At 64.7% G+C, this 12,843-nt stretch carries 20 protein-coding genes; 12 read left to right on the forward strand and 8 right to left on the reverse strand.

Annotated features, from left to right (window positions below; all coding sequences use genetic code 11):
- Positions 1-611: 611 nt before the first annotated feature.
- Positions 612-1,577 carry an SDR family NAD(P)-dependent oxidoreductase gene (locus tag ACTJLD_RS39055; RefSeq protein WP_124918658.1) on the reverse strand — a complete coding sequence of 322 codons (966 nt, stop codon included), beginning with the start codon at positions 1,575-1,577 and terminating at the stop codon, positions 612-614.
- A 139-nt stretch (positions 1,578-1,716) separates the two neighbouring features.
- On the opposite strand from ACTJLD_RS39055, the gene ACTJLD_RS39060 reads away from it, so the two are divergent.
- The 6 genes from ACTJLD_RS39060 (at position 1,717) to ACTJLD_RS39085 (ending at position 5,105) form a co-directional block, all read left to right on the forward strand.
- On the forward strand, positions 1,717-2,637 hold the full coding sequence (locus ACTJLD_RS39060) for an AraC family transcriptional regulator (protein ID WP_440661456.1): 921 nt from the start codon (positions 1,717-1,719) through the stop codon (positions 2,635-2,637).
- Between the two features lie 790 nt (positions 2,638-3,427).
- Positions 3,428-3,712 (forward strand): hypothetical protein, encoded by a 285-nt coding sequence (locus ACTJLD_RS39065; protein ID WP_027792578.1) that lies wholly within the window; start codon positions 3,428-3,430, stop codon positions 3,710-3,712.
- Positions 3,713-3,759: 47 nt separating this feature from the next.
- Entirely contained in the window at positions 3,760-3,969 is a 210-nt protein-coding gene (locus ACTJLD_RS39070) for a hypothetical protein (RefSeq protein WP_042973949.1), read from the forward strand.
- Positions 3,970-4,002: 33 nt separating this feature from the next.
- Entirely contained in the window at positions 4,003-4,215 is a 213-nt protein-coding gene (rpsU, locus tag ACTJLD_RS39075; protein WP_021158214.1) for a 30S ribosomal protein S21, read from the forward strand.
- Between the two features lie 260 nt (positions 4,216-4,475).
- Complete coding sequence (locus ACTJLD_RS39080; protein WP_027792576.1) at positions 4,476-4,712, forward strand: hypothetical protein; 237 nt, start codon at positions 4,476-4,478, stop codon at positions 4,710-4,712.
- A gap of 75 nt (positions 4,713-4,787) precedes the next feature.
- A complete protein-coding gene (locus ACTJLD_RS39085) occupies positions 4,788-5,105 on the forward strand; it encodes a hypothetical protein (RefSeq protein WP_027792575.1) in 318 nt (105 codons plus the stop codon).
- A gap of 178 nt (positions 5,106-5,283) precedes the next feature.
- Here ACTJLD_RS39085 and ACTJLD_RS39090 read toward each other — a convergent pair whose 3' ends face one another.
- Together ACTJLD_RS39090 and ACTJLD_RS39095 are read right to left on the reverse strand one after the other, a co-directional pair.
- On the reverse strand, positions 5,284-5,496 hold the full coding sequence (locus tag ACTJLD_RS39090; protein ID WP_006489184.1) for a twin transmembrane helix small protein: 213 nt from the start codon (positions 5,494-5,496) through the stop codon (positions 5,284-5,286).
- The gene (locus ACTJLD_RS39095; protein ID WP_027792574.1) at positions 5,493-5,843 is read right to left on the reverse strand and encodes a hypothetical protein; all 351 of its coding nucleotides are present in this window, start codon (positions 5,841-5,843) and stop codon (positions 5,493-5,495) included. Before ACTJLD_RS39095 ends, ACTJLD_RS39090 begins: the two co-directional genes overlap by 4 nt.
- Positions 5,844-6,094: 251 nt before the next feature.
- Here ACTJLD_RS39095 and ACTJLD_RS39100 point away from each other — a divergent pair, with 251 nt between their 5' ends.
- Both ACTJLD_RS39100 and ACTJLD_RS39105 read left to right on the forward strand, forming a co-directional pair.
- A complete protein-coding gene (locus tag ACTJLD_RS39100) occupies positions 6,095-6,853 on the forward strand; it encodes a YoaK family protein (protein WP_059687771.1) in 759 nt (252 codons plus the stop codon).
- Between the two features lie 96 nt (positions 6,854-6,949).
- Positions 6,950-7,135 (forward strand): ribbon-helix-helix protein, CopG family, encoded by a 186-nt coding sequence (locus tag ACTJLD_RS39105; protein WP_021158209.1) that lies wholly within the window; start codon positions 6,950-6,952, stop codon positions 7,133-7,135.
- 44 nt (positions 7,136-7,179) lie between these two features.
- On the opposite strand, the gene ACTJLD_RS39110 is transcribed toward ACTJLD_RS39105, so the two are convergent.
- Positions 7,180-8,016, reverse strand: a complete 837-nt coding sequence (locus tag ACTJLD_RS39110; RefSeq protein WP_060317594.1) for a hypothetical protein — start codon at positions 8,014-8,016, stop codon at positions 7,180-7,182.
- Between the two features lie 40 nt (positions 8,017-8,056).
- On the reverse strand, positions 8,057-8,401 hold the full coding sequence (locus ACTJLD_RS39115; RefSeq protein WP_440661460.1) for a zinc ribbon domain-containing protein YjdM: 345 nt from the start codon (positions 8,399-8,401) through the stop codon (positions 8,057-8,059).
- A 282-nt stretch (positions 8,402-8,683) separates the two neighbouring features.
- Here ACTJLD_RS39115 and ACTJLD_RS39120 point away from each other — a divergent pair, with 282 nt between their 5' ends.
- The 3 genes from ACTJLD_RS39120 (at position 8,684) to ACTJLD_RS39130 (ending at position 9,989) form a co-directional block, all read left to right on the forward strand.
- Entirely contained in the window at positions 8,684-9,022 is a 339-nt protein-coding gene (locus tag ACTJLD_RS39120; RefSeq protein WP_333998605.1) for an HPr family phosphocarrier protein, read from the forward strand.
- 63 nt (positions 9,023-9,085) lie between these two features.
- Positions 9,086-9,307, forward strand: coding sequence for a hypothetical protein (locus ACTJLD_RS39125; protein WP_021158205.1), 222 nt, complete (start codon positions 9,086-9,088; stop codon positions 9,305-9,307).
- Between the two features lie 139 nt (positions 9,308-9,446).
- Positions 9,447-9,989, forward strand: coding sequence for a carboxymuconolactone decarboxylase family protein (locus ACTJLD_RS39130; RefSeq protein ID WP_060194522.1), 543 nt, complete (start codon positions 9,447-9,449; stop codon positions 9,987-9,989).
- Between the two features lie 274 nt (positions 9,990-10,263).
- Here the strand turns inward: ACTJLD_RS39130 and ACTJLD_RS39135 are convergent, their stop codons facing one another.
- Positions 10,264-11,265, reverse strand: coding sequence for a cupin domain-containing protein (locus tag ACTJLD_RS39135; RefSeq protein ID WP_059855627.1), 1,002 nt, complete (start codon positions 11,263-11,265; stop codon positions 10,264-10,266).
- Positions 11,266-11,633: 368 nt separating this feature from the next.
- On the opposite strand from ACTJLD_RS39135, the gene ACTJLD_RS39140 reads away from it, so the two are divergent.
- Positions 11,634-12,173, forward strand: coding sequence for a GNAT family N-acetyltransferase (locus ACTJLD_RS39140; RefSeq protein WP_027792568.1), 540 nt, complete (start codon positions 11,634-11,636; stop codon positions 12,171-12,173).
- Positions 12,174-12,196: 23 nt separating this feature from the next.
- On the opposite strand, the gene ACTJLD_RS39145 is transcribed toward ACTJLD_RS39140, so the two are convergent.
- Together ACTJLD_RS39145 and ACTJLD_RS39150 are read right to left on the reverse strand one after the other, a co-directional pair.
- Complete coding sequence (locus tag ACTJLD_RS39145; RefSeq protein WP_027792567.1) at positions 12,197-12,418, reverse strand: hypothetical protein; 222 nt, start codon at positions 12,416-12,418, stop codon at positions 12,197-12,199.
- Between the two features lie 35 nt (positions 12,419-12,453).
- Positions 12,454-12,822 (reverse strand): hypothetical protein, encoded by a 369-nt coding sequence (locus tag ACTJLD_RS39150; RefSeq protein WP_440661464.1) that lies wholly within the window; start codon positions 12,820-12,822, stop codon positions 12,454-12,456.
- Positions 12,823-12,843: the final 21 nt, after the last annotated feature.

Consider the following 12,843-nt stretch of genomic DNA (forward strand, 5'->3'; position numbering starts at 1 on the left):
AGCGCTAAACGACTACGAATCCATCGCAAACCGATATTTGTCGATAATAAGTCAAATTGCAAATTAAATTAATCATGGGGCCGCTTCTCCGGTTTCAATCGCGACAGTGCGTCGAACCCATGTGACTCGTGTACGGCGACGACTCGATCCACTTCGGATCGGCAGACAGCAGCGGATTGATTCGTGTTCGAGGCCACGCTGAGGCGATCGGGCGACTTGAACGGATACGCGACGGGCGATCGCCCGATCGGGCGCCGGCGCACCGCGGTGGCGTCGGAACCTGACCCAGTTGACACGGCGGATGCGACCACCGGCCTGATCTTGCTTACCGCCCCCTGATATATGCACAGTGTTCTCGGCGGCAATCGGCCGCCGTGAACTGCCCCCTCTTGATTGGAATCAATCGCCCTCTCGAGCTTCGCGATCAGCCAACTCGCATCAACCTTCGATGCACTTGCCTCGAACCCCGACTCGCTTTCCGCGATACCGATCGCGGAGATGAGCCGCGCGCTTCGCGCGACGCGTGACCAAGTGGCCGCGCACGGATCTCGCGCCGGCCGCATGCCCTGTCTCCGCCGGTGCCTGTTCCCTCCTTCATACGCGCTCGGGCGTCAGCGGCTCGCCGCAAAGGCATCGATTCCGGTCAGCTTCGCGGACCACGCCCACAGACGCGCCGCCTCATCCGGATCGATCGCATGCGGCCGCACGCCGGATTCCTCGTTTCCCTGCGTGACGACCGCGACGTCGCAATCCTCGCAATAGACACCGCCGATCGCCGCAAGACGCGGCGACGTTGCCGCCCATACCTGGGTTGCGGCACCCTGGGCCGGCGTCTTGAAAGTCGGATCGACCGGCACACCGTGCTCGTCCACCCAGCCCTGCGCCATCATCTCTTCACGTGTCAGATGACGCTGCAGCGGCGTCGCGATCTTGCCCGGATGCAGCGAATAGGCGCGGACGCCGAACGGGGCGCCCAGCGCGTCGAGTTGCACCGCGAACAGCGCGTTGGCGGTCTTCGACTGCGCATACGCGAGCCATTTGTCGTAGCCGTGTGCGAACTGGACGTCATCCCAACGAATCGGCGACAGCCGGTGCCCGAGCGACGACACCGCGACCACGCGGGCGCCGCCGCCATGCGCGAGCACGGGCCACAGCCCGTTGACGAGCGCGTAATGGCCAAGATGATTGACGGCCATCTGCGCTTCCCGGCCATCGCCGACGCGTGTCTCCGGGCACGCCATGATGCCCGCGCTGTTGATGACGATGTCCACGTTGCGCCGCGCATCGACGAACCGCGCCACGAACGTGGCCACGCTCGCGAGATCGGCGAGGTCGAGTGCCGCAATCTCCACACCGTCGATGCCGCGCGTTGCTTCGCGCGCGGCATCGACGTGCCGTGCGCCGACGACGACGGTCGCACCGGCTTGCGCCAGTGCGCGCGTCGTTTCCAGGCCGAGGCCCGAATGGCCGCCCGTGACGATGGCGGTCTTGCCACGAAGGTCGAGATCGGCCAGTACGTCGCTTGCCGTCGATGCTGCGCCGAATCCGGAATGAAGGGGGTGTTGCCTGCTCGTCATCGAAGGCTCCTGGAACGATGCGTGAAGCACGCGCCCGCCTGTCGGTCGCGTCACTGCACGAGGCCATTTTCCGGCGGCGCCCCCGGACTGTGAATGCAATAGAATCCGATTTTTCGTCGAGATCGTCCGGAGCTTGAACGTGGATCCCCTGTCGGAAGTCCTGTCTCTGCTGGAAACGCGCGACTCGTATTTCACCGGCCTGAGAGCAGGCGGCCAGTGGGCGGTCGCCATTCCCCCGCCCGAGGGAATCAAGTTCAATGCGGTTGTCGAGGGAAGTTGCTGGCTGACCGTCGACGGCGCCGGGGCGCCGATCCGGCTGCGCACGGGAGACTGCTTCCTGCTCGCATCGCCGCGGGCATTTTCGCTGGCGAGCGATCCATCGGTTACGCCGGTCCCTGCCGCCGACGTGTACCGGAACGTCGAACACGGCATCGCGCACTATGGCGAACCGGCGAACTGCTTTCTGATCGGTGGTCGCTTCTCGTACGAGGAAGGCATGCCGCTGCTGCTTGGCAGCCTGCCGCCCGTGGTGATCGTGAACGGTGACTCCGAGCAGGCGGCGGTGTTGCGCTGGGCGCTGCAGCGGCTCGCACATGAATTCGGCAAACCATCGCCGGGGGCGTCGCTGATGGTTCGGCATCTCGGCCACATGATGCTGGTCGAGATCCTGCGCCGCTACGTGGACGGCGGCGCGAACAGCGATGTCGGATGGCTTGCCGGGTTCGCGGACTCCCGGGTGAGCACGGCGCTTGTCGCCATTCATGCGGAGCCCGCGCGACGCTGGACAGTCGACGAACTCGCGACCTGCTGCCACGTATCGCGTTCGACGTTCGCGCTGCACTTCAAGCGGCGGCTGGGATTCGGGCCGCTCGAGTACGTACTGCGCTGGCGCGTGCAACTCGCGATGCGGGAACTGCGACGCTCGAACGCATCGATATCCGCAATCGCGCAAATGCTCGGCTACGACTCGGATAGCGCGTTCGGACATGCGTTCAAGCGCATCGTGGGTTGCTCTCCTCGTGCCTATCGACATGACATCACGGGCGGGACGGGCGGCTAGCGTCATCGCCCGGCACGCTACCGCCTCTGTTGGCGCCCCAGAACCCGTTTCAGTCACGCCATCGATGCTGCCATCCTCCGATGGGATTCATTCCGATCAACATCATCGGGATAAGTTTTCTTATCACAACACCACTATATGTAAATCAAACTTGCGATCCGGACAACGCGCGACCACGAGCGTCCCCGTCGTGACGGCCCTGTCGAAGGTTGGCATGAGCCTTTGCGCGGCCTCGCCGGTGACAACGTCCTTTCTGTCTACGCCCGGCTGCGAGTGCATGCGCGCTTCGTGCCGAATCCCGTTTCGTGGAACGCCAATCGAATGATCGCAACGGCTTACCGCGCGCATCACGGAATGGCGTGCATCGGCTGGCGACTGACGCCGCCTTCGCACTGACGTCCAGACGCGGGCCCGTCGATTCGACGGCTGTCACAATTTCGGCAAGCAACGTCAGGTGCATGCCCCCCAGCCCCATGTCGCGGAATCGGGAGAGGTGTCGTTTTCCGTATAAGGCATGAATGGTCGGCGTCGACTGGTTGTCGAGACAGTTGCCTCGTCGCGGTCGAAATAAGATGGACACCCGATCGACGATGCGCGTATGATGGTTTCATTCGAGCGCCCGTTTGCTGTTTGCCCGCTCGCCCTCCACTCGCCACCGTGTTGCGTCGCGTACCGCCTCGCTCGCAACGTTTGTCCCTTTCACACCGACCCGCCGCGCCATGCATCAGGCGATGCTGGCAGCATACGCTCGTCCTTGCGAGTCGCCGCAATCGATCGCCGGGAGTTCATGATGAGCATGCATATTTACCGTGGATTCGAGATCTATCCACTGATTTACCCACACGTGCCTGCGTTGGATGGCAACCCGCATAACTACGATGCCGGCTTCGACGCAGCGGTCAAGATTTGTCTTCGCGGCACCACCGATACGCTGACGCAGAGCCAGACTTTCAGGCTTCTCGACGACAGCCCGTTCGATACCGCCGGTGACGCACGTCGTGCGTCATTGCGCTATGCCGAGAGTGTCATTGACGAAAATCGCGAAAAGCAAGGCTTCTTTTCGAGCGCCGTCTGACGCGACTCACGATGGCAAAGTAACTTTCCAGCAATTTGGAGGACGAAATGATCGTCGACGAACTTCTTGACCTGATCAGAGGGTGCAAGGTCACTCGGAGCGACGCTGTCCTGCCCGCTGGAATGACCCATTCCGCGCTATGTCATCAACAGGAGCTGCAGATGTTCGCGGCTGTGCGCGCATTTTCAATCGGAGCCGGGTATTCGGAATTCGAATCTGACGAGATCGCAAGCACCGTCATGACACGACTCGGCTAGTTTTCCCGTCGACCGTTTTCAACCAGGAGTTACATGACAACCATCACACTGAAGATCAACGAACCAATCGATGTCGCGCTGCGACGATTCCGGCGCAGTATCGAGAAGACCGGGTTGATTCGGGAGTTGCGCAGTCGCACCAGCTACGAAAAGCCCACGACGGAGCGCAAGCGGAAAAAGGCCAGCGCCGTTGCCAGGCAGCGCTTGCGGACGAAGCGCCTGATGCCGCCCCGCAAAATGTTCTAGGAACATCGTGCACGCCGTGCCGGCCGGGGGCCCGCTTGCGTCGCCATCTCGTCCCCCGGCGTGAATTACCGTGGCCGGACGACGCAGGCTGCAAGCCGGCCGGCCGCCTCGCAGCCGCAAGAGGGATGATCAGTACGCCCGTCACGCCGTGCAGCCGTGCTGCTGCCCGAAATTGACTCCAGCATCGCCTTTCGAGCGAGCGCACGTGCGCTCGCCGTGCAGCAAGTCAAAATGAAAACCATAATCAGAAGGCGAAAAACATGAGCTGGTACTGCGACGCGGAACGCGAGTTGGCCCATATCAGACGATCAATCGGGCTGCTTGAGCAAGCGCAACACGCGTTCATCAACAGATCGACCGTCAACGATCCAGCGTACTGGAGAGTCAAGCTCAACAAGCTCCGCACGCAATCCGAGCGCAACAAGGTTCTCTCACTCCAGGTGGACGAACTCCTGGCCCGCCTCGAACGCATTCAGGATTCACGCTCCCGAAGATAGGAGCCGACTCCTTCTTCGCCCCCCTCTTTTTCCGGGTGCACGCGCATTGCAGGGAGCAATCCCAGGAGCACCATCATGATCGACGCCAACCCAGGCAACACGTTTCGACACCTTCCACTCTCGCCCGAGCAGGACGCGGAAATCCGGCACTATATAAAGAAAAAAGCGCAAAAGGGCGAAGCGTGGGACACCCCTGAGTTGGCGATGATGCTCGGAGACATGCTTTCCCCTCCGCCAAGCGACGACCAGACGCCGGAGGCTACCGTCGAAGAAGTGAAACTGGCCTGCGAATATGCATTGGCCTCGATCGACGAAGCCATGGAGTCCGTATCCGCACGTGAGGAACGACTCGCCGCGATGGAAGCCGAGGAAATGAAGCACCCCAGGCAGTAACGCATCCACGATGCCCGAAGCTCGAGCCGCAGTTGCGCCACCGTTTCTTTGCCTTCAGCCGGATTGAACGACCCGGCCATCCCTCCGCCCGTCACGTCGCGTACGCAATCGCATCGTCACTCGCCTCGAAAAACGCGAATTTCCGCGAACGCCCCGGCTGCAACGGGGCACCCGTCGTTCAGCGGCCGATCGGCAACCCCGTCGGCTCGATCCAGCCCAGCTTGTAAGCGATCAGCAGCGACAGGAACAGCGTGACCGACAGCCCGACGCGTGCCGCGAGCGACCATGCCATCCGCTTGGACTTGCCGCGATCGTGATTCATGAAATACAGCGCGAAGATCAGGCTCGCGATGATCATCGCGAATGCCACGGAAACCAGCAGAGTTTTCATTGGTGATGCCCTTGAAGATCTGAATCGGCCTGAATCAGTTCGGCCAGTTTTTGCCGCTCGTCGGCGAGCGCGCCGACGCCCGACGCCGGCCAGTCCAGCGCGACGCCGTTGCCCAGCGAATCGCGCACGAGCGCCTGGTAGCGCCGGTCGTTGATCCGGCCGTGGTCCATCGTTTCCGAGATCTCGCGCCGGAACGGCAGCGGGAAACTCGCGTATGCGCGCGACAGCGCCGCATATTGTCTCGCATCGATCTCTTTCGACGATGGTATGACTGTCCAGATCACCACGGCCACGATGGCCGTGAACGGGATCGCAGTGTAGCGAAGGATGAACTTGATCGGGGTCATGAAACGGTGGGCAGAAGTGATCGCGAATGCGGGCGGCACGGCAATGCGGCAGCGAAGCCGCGGCCGGTCCGCGCAGCACGACATTGTACTGTCAGCCCCATACGGCTGACAGAGTATGATAATGACATTATCATGTTCATCACATGATTCAAGAGACCCGGCGCCCGTACGCATGCGGCGTTCCCGCCCTGCCGCCCGGCGCCGGTTTTCATGTCCGTGCCCGCGATCCGCGGCGATTGAGCGAAGCCACCATGCCAGCGCAGTACTTTCGAAACCTGACGGGAAAACACCGCAGCGCGACCGCAAACCGTCAGCTCGGGTTTTCGCTGGCGTTCGTCGCCGGCGCGGCCAATGCCGGCGGCTTCCTCGCGGTCAAGCAATACACGTCGCACATGAGCGGCATCGTATCGGCGATCGCCGACCAGACGGCGCTCGGCGACGTGCGGCTCGCGCTGGCCGGCATCAGCTCGCTGGGGTCGTTCCTGATCGGCGCCAGCTGCTCGGCGATCCTCGTCAACTGGGGCCGCCGTCGCGGCCTGCACAGCCAGTTCATGCTGCCGCTGCTGGTCGAGGCCGCGCTGCTGCTTCTGTTCGGGCTGCTCGGCAGCCATCTCGCGCTGTGGGAAACCTTCTTCGTACCGGTGACCGTGACGCTGCTGTGTTTCATCATGGGGCTTCAGAACGCGACGATCACGAAGCTGTCGGGCGCGGAGATCCGCACCACACACATGACCGGCATCGTGACCGACCTCGGCATCGAACTCGGGAAGCTGTTCTACTGGAACCGGTCGGCGATCGACGTCGACGCGCATGCGGTGGTCGCCAACCGCTCGAAGCTGCGGATTCATGCAACGATGCTTTCGTCGTTCTTCATCGGCGGCCTGGCCGGCGCAATCGGCTTCAAGCATGTCGGCTACGTATCGACCGTGCCGCTCGCCGCGGTGCTCGTCACGCTGGCGATCGTACCGGTGATCGACGACCTGCTCGCGTTGGTCCGCAGCAAGCGTTGAGCGCGCACCCGGCCGCGTTTCCCCGCGTGCCCGGTAGTAGCGCCGAAGACTCATCGATTATAATTTGATTAACATACCGACCACCCTCGCCTCGCAATGGAAACAAAAACCGCCCGCTTGACCGTCCTGATCGATCCCGCGAAGAAGGAAGCATTCGAGATGCTCTGCGCAGAGCAGGACCTCACGCCTTCGCAAGTCGTGCGGCAACTGATCCGCGAGTATCTCGACCGTCACGGCGTGACGTACAAGACCAAGAGCGCGCTCGGCAAGCGCGTGAAGTAAGCGCGGCCGCGCACGCGGCGGCGCTTGACGCCGCTTGACGCCACTTACGCGCCAATCTCCCACCGCCCCGGAGGCTGCGTACGCTGCACCAGCCGCTGCGGCTCGATGCACTCCCCGGCCTTCATGCGTCTCGCCGTGGCCGCCAGCTTGAGCTCGCCGGCCTGTGCGCACGCAAGTGCGCGCTCGAGCAGGATGCGGAGTGACGGCAGCCGCTGGCCGCCCTTCCACGCAAACGCGATGTAGTTGTTGTCGTCGCCGCACGGCACCAGCGTATACGACGCACCGAACACCGCTCGCAGTTGCTCGAGATGTTGCGGCAATGCCGGATCGTCGTCCATGAAGTTGATCGCCAGTACGCCGGTATCACTCAGGCGCGCCCGGCATGCAGCGAGGAATGCCGCGCCCGTGCACCGGCCACGCATGCCGTCCGCGACGAACGCGTCGTGCAGAATCACGTCCGTCCGGACATCAGCCCTTTCCAGGTGATCCGCGGCGTCGGCGCACACCACCGTGAACCGGCCGTCGTCGGCAGGAATCCTGAATACGTCCCGCAGCGCGATCACGTCCGGGTTGATCTCGACCGCGTCGATCGCCGCACCGGGCAGGTGCCGGTAGCAGTACTTCGCCAGCGAACCGCCGCCGAGCCCGAGCATGCAGATGTGCGCAGGCTCCGGCTGCAGCAGCAGAAAGCCCATCATCACGCGTGTATAGCCGAGTTCGAGCCGGCCCGGATCCCGGAGCGACATGAAGCTCTGCGTGCCGATATGATCGAAATGGAGCGAAAGTGCGTGCTGCGTCTCCAGCACGAAAGGCCGGCCGTCGTTCAGCGGCGTCGCCAGGAACCTGACGAACGCATCGTAGGAAAATCGTTCCTCGGCCATGGTGGGCTGTCGATCAAGCAGTCGATTGGCGCGGGTGCACTTAGACCTTCTTCAGGTAACAGGCTTTCAGCATGAAGCCGCCCATGTCGGTCTTGCAGTCGACCTCGTGATCACCGCCGACGAGCCGGATGCTCTTGACCTTGGTACCCATCTTCAGCGTGATCGACGAGCCCTTCACGCGCAAGTCCTTGATCAGCACGACCGAATCGCCATCCGACAGCACGTTGCCGTTCGCGTCCTTGACGATGTCGCCGGCCGGCTCGTCACCGGTTTCGGCGCCGGCACCGGCCGACCATTCATGGCCGCAGTCCGCGCATACGGTCAGCGTGCCGTCCGGGTAAGTGTTTTCCATCGCGCATTGCGGGCAGGCGGGGGCGGCGTTCATTGCAGCTTCCATTCAGGAGGAGTTGGGTCGTCGATAAAAATGCCGGGCGCGCTGGCAGCGTCGCCCGGCCGGCCTGACGGCACGCGCCGACGGATCGGCGGACCGCCGTCGGCGCACACGGCATTATAATGCAATTCACATATCTTGACCGCTGTATTATAATCACCGCTTTCGTGCCGTTCGCCGGATTTGCAACCCGTTTCCCCGAGAATACCGGCACATCCAAGCAGGATGCACACACTCCGGCCTCGCCGACGGCTGCTCCGGGTTTCGCGGGAAAGCGTGTTTCACGCGCGCCAGGCGCACCGCCGGCCTGGCACCGCACACCGATTCTCCGTTCAGAGGCTTTCCGACATCGTGGCAACCGTCGTGTACGTTGAAATCGGCCCCGCCTGGAACCGCAACCGCGGCGGCGCCGCACGAAAAGCAGCCGTCGACGCGGCGCGCGGCTTCGAAAGCGACATCCTGCTGATCGCGAACGGGATCAGCAGCAACGCAAAGGACAGCGCCGCCGTCGCAGCGCTGCAGGTGCACGGCGGCGCGTCCGCGCAAGTGCTGGCCACCGGCCCCGACGAGGAGGCGGCGCTGCAGGCGCTGCTGCCCATGCTGCAAGCGCGCTGATTTGCGCACCACCCGGCGTCACGGCATCCCGCCCACCCCGAATCCCCTTTTCACGAGGAAGCGATGAGCGACAACTTCACGTCCAACACCCCGAACCTGTCGGCCTCCGCCATCTGGGCGCTCGAGCGCCTCGCCGACGTCCGCTACGGGCGCGATGCGCCCGCGCTCGGCTGGTCGATCGCGCGGGAACTCGTCAGCGCGGGCTTCGTCAGCCATTCCGCACACGGCCGCTCCGGCGCGTCGATCACGGCCGAAGGGCGGACCTTCCTGAAAAGCCGGAAGTAGACCGCCGGCGGCGGCGAATCGACTTGATCCTTTTGAGCATCACAATGGCGATTTTGCGCCTTATGAGGATCGTCCTGCGCTTCTAAAGTGGAGTCACCCCGAACGAACGGGCGCCAACTTTCCGATCAAGGAGCCAGTCATGAGCCGCATCGCCATCCCCGCCATCGAAACCGCCACCGGCGCAACCGCCGACGTGTACGCACAAGTCCGCAAGGTCGCCGGCGGCACTGTCCCCAACCTGTTCGCCGCCGTCGGCCATCTCGCGCCGAACGCGCTCTCGGCCGTGCTCGACGCCGAAGGCGTGCTCGCCGGCGGCACGCTGACCAGGCAGGATCTCGAAACGATCAAGCTGCTCGTCAGCGCCGATACCGGGTGTGACTACTGCGTCGCCGCGCACAACCTGCTCGGCAAGATGACCGGCCTGTCGGCCGACGCACTGCGCGCGATCCGTTCGCGCGAGCCGAACACCGGTGACGCGAAGCGCGACGCACTGATCCGTTTCGTGCTGAACCTGCAACGGACGAGCGGCACGATCACCGACGACGAATTCGCGGCGATCCGCGAAGCCGGCTACACGGACACGCAACTCGCGGAAATCTCGCTCGCGATCGCGCTGACGATCTTCACCAACACGTTCAACCGCATCAACGACACGGTCGTCGATTTCCCGCCTGTGAAGTAAGTCGCGCGGCTGCAAGAGCATCGGGACGGCATGCGGTGCCGCTGCCGTTCCGATCGCGCCCGTCGCCGGCTCCATTGCCGCGGCGGGCGTGCCGTCTGGATGACGGCCACGGCGCTGCTTGGGGGATCGAAAAAACCGAAGTGCCACGCTGTCGCCGAGTTGTTCGTCGAGCCGGGCAACCGTAGCGATGCGCCCGGCATCGAACCGTGCGCCGACATCTGGCCGATCCGTCTGCGATTGCATCGAACCGCAGCAAGCGCCGCCTCCTTCGCATTTACTCCGCATCGCCGGCCACGCCGTCGTCCGATGCCGCCGCGTCGCGCGGACCACCGAACGACTGGCGCCGCCATTCACCTGGCGTCATCCCCGCCCAACGCGTGAACACGCGGCGAAACGCAGCCACCGACTGATAACCGACGTCGGCCGACACGGCCTCCGCGCTGGCCGACGGCCGGCGCAGCGCATTCGCGGCGAGGCTCATCCGGATATCCGTCAGCAGATCGGCGGCCGAGTGCCCGAGTTTCGACTGGAAATGACGCATGAAGGTCGCGCGCGACATGCTGCACAGCGCGGCCAGTTCGGGCAGCGTCCACGGCCTTGCCGGATCGTCGAGCATCGCGACGATCGCGGGCGCGAGACGCGGCTGGCCGGCCAGCGCCAGCAGGCCGGTCGGCGCCTGCCCCGATTCGCTGATCGCGCGCAGCGCGAGCGCGAACAGCGCCGCCGACAGCGCGTCGAGGATCGCGAGACCGCCGAGTTGCTGCTCGAGCGATTCCGCGCGCATCAGCTCCACGAGGGCGGTCAGCCGCGCGGTGGCGGCCAGCGCGTCCGCCGTGCGGCTGTCCGCCACCGCGCGCACGACGAGATCGGCCGGCAGGTGGCGCCGGATCAGCCGGTCGTGCGGCGGCGCGACCACGAAACGTCCGCACAGCATGTCCAGCCGCTCGCCGGTGCCCGCGTTCTCGCCGATGAAGACGTGACCGCCGGGCCGCTTGACCGCCGGCACCGGCGGCAAACCACTGCCGTCGTGGAGCACATGCGGGGAACCGTGCGGCAACAGCACGAGATCGCCGCCGCCGAGTTCGCGCACGGAGCCGTCGTCGGGATTCTCGAGGATCGCGCGGCCGCGCAGCACCACGTGATACGGGATCTCGCACGCAGGCGATCGTTCATACGTGACCGCCCACGGCGCGCCGAACGCGCAGCGGATTTCGAGTTTCCCGGTAACCGTGACGAGCGCCATGAAGCGGCTCAGCCAGTCGGATTCGAGTGTCATGTCGAGGGGTGAACGCACATCGGAAGTGCGGCGTGCGCCGCGTGAAAGTCCGATTATCGCGCGGCCAGCCGCTGCAATCGCGCACGTTTCCGGTTCGACGCCGTCGATGCACCGGCATCACTCGCGGCCGCCGGACGCGACGCCCGCCGCGACAAGGGTTTTGCTATCATTCCCGCGCCCTGTCTTGCCGAAATGGACATGCCCGCTCGCCGCGTGACGCACTCGCGTACCGCCGATCGCACGCCGCCGCTCACCGACCCACACCGCCGCCCGACCTGCCGGCGAGCGCGTGAACGGGCCCCGACCAGCGCGGCGTCGACGTGCCGACGGCCCGGCCGTCCCATGCCCCCTTCTTTCCGGAAACCACGATGCCGCCCGTCTCTTCCCCGCCCGTTCTCGACACGCCGCGCCTCATCCTCGAAGGCCATCCGCTCGGCGACTTCGATGCGCTCGCCACGATGTGGGCCGAGCCCAAGGTCGTCGAGCACATCTTCAACGGCGAGCCGTCCGCGCCGCGCGACTCGTGGATGCGCATGCTCGCGTATCGCGGGCTGTGGCCGCTGCTGGGCTATGGCTACTGGGCGATTCGCGAGAAGGCGTCGGGCCGCTATGTCGGCGACCTCGGCTTCGCCGATTTCCACCGGCTCATCGAGCCGTCGATTCGCGGTGTGCCGGAAGCCGGCTGGGCTCTCGCGACGTGGGCGCACGGCAAGGGCTACGCGACCGAGGCGCTCGCGGCGGCGCTTGCATGGCTCGACGGGCAGCAACGGTTCGAGCGCAGCGTATGCGTGATCGCGCCGACCAACGTGGCGTCGATTCGCGTCGCGGAGAAGGCGGGTTATGGCGAGCCGCAGCGTATCCGCTTCAACGACGCCGATTCGTTGCTGTTTTCGCGCAAGCGCCGATAGGCGAGCGTGGCCCGTCGGTCACGTCAGTCCAAGGCCGGTTCGTAAAAGCGCAGGAAGAGGCCGTTGTCCATCGGCCAGCAGTTCCCGCTTTCGTCGAGCAGAATCCAGTCGCCCGGCTTCACCGGACGCCAGCCTTCCGGCGTCGCGACTGCCCACGTGTCGTGGCGCCGCGCCACCCGGTCATGGTCGCCATCGACGAACCATCGTGTGGCATCGACGTAGGCGGTACGTTTTCTGAATCTCATCCTGCCACCCAAGAAAGCGGATATCAGCGTCGCGCTCAATGACGAAGCGCGAATCGCGTGTCGGCGCGGGGCGCGCATCGCGATGCCGCAGCGTCCGCGTCGAGCGCGCGCTGCCCGGCCTTCAACGCATGCGTCGCCGCCCGCGTTTCGTGCAACGCCGCCCAGCCCTCGGCGACGAGCGCCTGCAACGTGTCGCGTGCGACGATGGAGATCCGGACATCGGTCTCCTGCATTCTCCTGAGCGCCGACACGACCTCGTCAGGCTGATCGGGCGCCAGCGCAAGCACGAACCGCGAACGCGTCTCGGCGGCCCGGACGGCCCCGGCCCAGTCGGCCCGCCCCACCGCGGCTTCGATCGCGTTCGTGAGCGCTTCGAGACTCTGCACGACTTGCCACGGCATCATGTCGCCTTCCCGTCAGTTGCC

Origin of the sequence: Burkholderia sp. 22088 (assembly GCF_052045915.1) — a bacterium.
GTDB classification, from domain to species: domain Bacteria; phylum Pseudomonadota; class Gammaproteobacteria; order Burkholderiales; family Burkholderiaceae; genus Burkholderia; species Burkholderia cepacia.